Genomic DNA, 3,242 nt, shown 5'->3' on the forward strand with positions numbered 1-3,242 from the left:
AAAAGTCATGAGTAATAAATGTAGACGACTACGGGAAATTTTGCCTTATACCCGTGGTTTTTGAGCACTTACGATTACCCGACAGGTGACGAAGTGAAACTTCTGGAAGGAAGAGCGCCTTTGGACTATTTTGACGCATTAAGCGGAATACTGGAGAGACAGGAAGTTACCTTACCCATGTACAACGGGATGCAAAACAGCCATAAATTATACAACCGTGGAAGGACGTTAAAATGAATCCTTATCAATTAAATGGCCAGACACCAGAGATACTCCATGAAATCATCATGACATCATCCATTGGCTTTTCAGCTGAAGATGGTGCCATTCAGTACCTTGGCAGGCAGATAGAACTGCACGGTGGCACCACCGAACTGTCAGAGCAAACCTTCAATACCGCTGGCAGTAAACAGCTGCTTGAACGGCTGGTTGATCTTCAACCCGATATCAAGACAAAACTATCCAATTCAAAATCCAAAGCTATTCAGATGGCTGCCAGAAAACTGTGGGATGAATTTCAATACGGTGCAATAGAAAGGTCACCAACCAAAGAGGTACTGTGTGCGGTTTTTATCGAGTCCTCAAAGTTTGGCTCTACGAACATGGCAAGCAAGTTAGCTGAAACAAACTCATTAACCGGGGCTGAAAAACTCCAGGTTATGTTGGCTGCTAACGAACAGGATACAAAGCCACTTACAGGGTTCTGTTGGCGGCTAGCGGGGATTCCTTTTTCCACCCGATTCGAGGGGGCAAAGAACCTGTTTCAACGCTTGCCTGATACGCCCTCTATGGCAGATGAGCTCGTTGAAATTCATGAAGGGCTGACAGCATTCGCCTGTGATAAATTGATCAGGGACAGTCTTTTGGAAATCAGAAAAATCCTTGAATCGGAAAACAACGAACTTGCCAGACAACTGTTGAGTGAAGTTGATAATATTGAAAAAAAATTTATTCCGAGAGTTAACGAAAGTGGGCAGTTATCAAGATTTGAAGATAATGATGATTTCAACGTCTGTATAAGAAGATTGCTGTTTCTGTATGCAGCTTGTTCCGGTTATTCCAATGAGGCTGATATTGCTGAGTTAACGTCGTACATTCGCTCTGTTCTGTATATCACCGATTCATGCATCTGGCATATTGTCAAAGAGCTGGCCTACTTGTCGAAGCAACCGAATTCCATTGATTATTGCCGTTATATCCATGCCGTGGCCATTTTATTGAAAGCACCTGCCCATACTGTCTCACAGTTTGAAAATCTGAAACAACTCAGTGATGTCAAAGGATTTGCTTTACTTGAAAGCAAACCGCTGGACAAGTATCTAACGGCACTCAGGGCAAACATTGGTAACATGACCCCGGAATATTCACCGGTATTAATCCCTGCAGTTAACCAACTGGAAACAAACGTTGCCACTACATTACTACCTGAAGGCAAGCTCGATATCAAAGCACAAGTGCATCGACTGTTGATGGTCATTGCGGCTTGCAAATCATCCAGACAAATTATGGATATTTCAGTATTGACTCTTTTTGTCGATGCCATCATGGCACATGGCAATAAAAAAAATATTCCCTATCTGATCAGTGGGCTGGCCCGTCTGGTTCAGAGCACCCCGAAAATACAGCAGTTACTGGGTGAGCCCGTAATCAAGGGTGGCCCTCATTTGCGACTGGCCCCCCTGCAGTTGCTGGCATTTGTACCGGATATAATCTCGGAAGCTAACGTAGAGGAACTCAATAAATATTTGCAGAAATCCAGCACTGGCAGGCGGCAGCTCAGAGATGGCAAGGTTTTCCATCAGTGGCTGGCGACGCTTGAGCAGGCATTGGCCAACAAGCTTATGAACAAGACCCTGGTAATGCCGATCCTGAAAAAACTCACTCAAAATTTGACGTATGAAAAACTGGGTTTACTGCACATGACCTTCAAAATGGGAGACCGTTTTAATGAGTTTCTGGACAGCCTGGGCTTCAGCTGTCAGAAAGAAGGATTACCATTGCTGATTGCTGAAATAGGAAGTGACGCTTTAATGGGAACAAGTAAAGGAGTCTCGCAATGGCTATTTGAACAACGATATTACCATCTCCTGCCGTCTTACATGGCATCAGTAATAGAATTCGGGAATACAGAAATTACCGAGCTTACCCGTGAGTTTATCAAGAGTATTGCTGACAATACTTTTATTCAGACCAGGCAGTCACCACTGAACAATCCACACTTGCAGGCCGTTTACAAGATATACCCCAAATTCCAGGCAGGTTGGGGGAAGAATTTCAGTCACTTCAGTGAGACAACCAAAAACAAGCTGGTGTCACCCCGGGAAACCCTGGAGCTGACAGAAGATCCCTGGGACCTTTTTATTAGTGGACTTGAAGCCACAACCTGCCTATCACCGGCAAAGTCTCTGTATATCGGTAACAAGGCGCTCATGAGCTATGTGATGGATGGACGAAATGCCATGATTGTCAGAAAGAGCCAAAAAGGCAATATCCAGAGCAGGAGTGTGATACGCATGGTGTTGGATCAGGATGATCGCCCTGCATTATTTCTTGAGAAGGCCTATCCGGAAGTTCTTTACAAAAAAACTAATTTAATGTTCATTGATGCCGCACGGGACATTGCCAAAGAGATGGAGCTGCCTCTTTACTACCACGTATATTCTGAAAAAGGTGAGACAGTGAAACTTCTGGAAGGAAAAGCACCTTTCGACTATTTTGACTCGCTCGACTTGGAACTGATTAAGCGACAGCAGGTTACGCTTACCAAAGTTCAACGTGACGTGAAGCAGTCATAAGGAACGCTTATACAGGCTCAGTTCCCGGTTATTCAAGAGCGCTGCTTATAACTGCAACGCGCTATATCTAAATCCTGGTTATTTGCATGGGCATATATATGTTCCTATCACCCTGATTACCACAACCGCTATTAATATTTTCTGGCAGGTTCGAAGAATGATTGACATCGTCAATCGGCGCACCGTCAATCGGCGCACCGCTGTCGCCATTGTCACGCTTGTTGCCCTGAATGGTTGAATACGGGTGTGAAGTCAGGCAGCCTTGAGCTGCTGAATTTGTTTCTGACTCTATAGTTACAGTCTGGAATTGTGCAGGCAGATAAATATCAGCCAAGAGCTTCTCACCATAACCCGCTTCCATAATATCTCCGGCATTAAACGAAGAAGATGCTTCAACATGACAACACTCAACATGACAACACTCAACATGACAACACTCAACATGAC

The 3,242-nt window shown here is 44.4% G+C and carries 2 protein-coding genes; one reads left to right on the forward strand and one right to left on the reverse strand.

All coding sequences use genetic code 11. The features are described from left to right. The first annotated feature begins 233 nt into the window (after positions 1–233). The gene (locus KDK14_RS20100) at positions 234–2,795 is read left to right on the forward strand and encodes a hypothetical protein (RefSeq protein ID WP_257267009.1); all 2,562 of its coding nucleotides are present in this window, start codon (positions 234–236) and stop codon (positions 2,793–2,795) included. A 67-nt stretch (positions 2,796–2,862) separates the two neighbouring features. On the opposite strand, the gene KDK14_RS20105 is transcribed toward KDK14_RS20100, so the two are convergent. Beyond that, the coding region (locus KDK14_RS20105) for a hypothetical protein (RefSeq protein ID WP_257267010.1) at positions 2,863–3,242 on the reverse strand (380 nt) is incomplete at its 5' end.

This window comes from Endozoicomonas sp. ONNA2 (genome assembly GCF_024606365.1).
Classification (GTDB): domain Bacteria; phylum Pseudomonadota; class Gammaproteobacteria; order Pseudomonadales; family Endozoicomonadaceae; genus Endozoicomonas.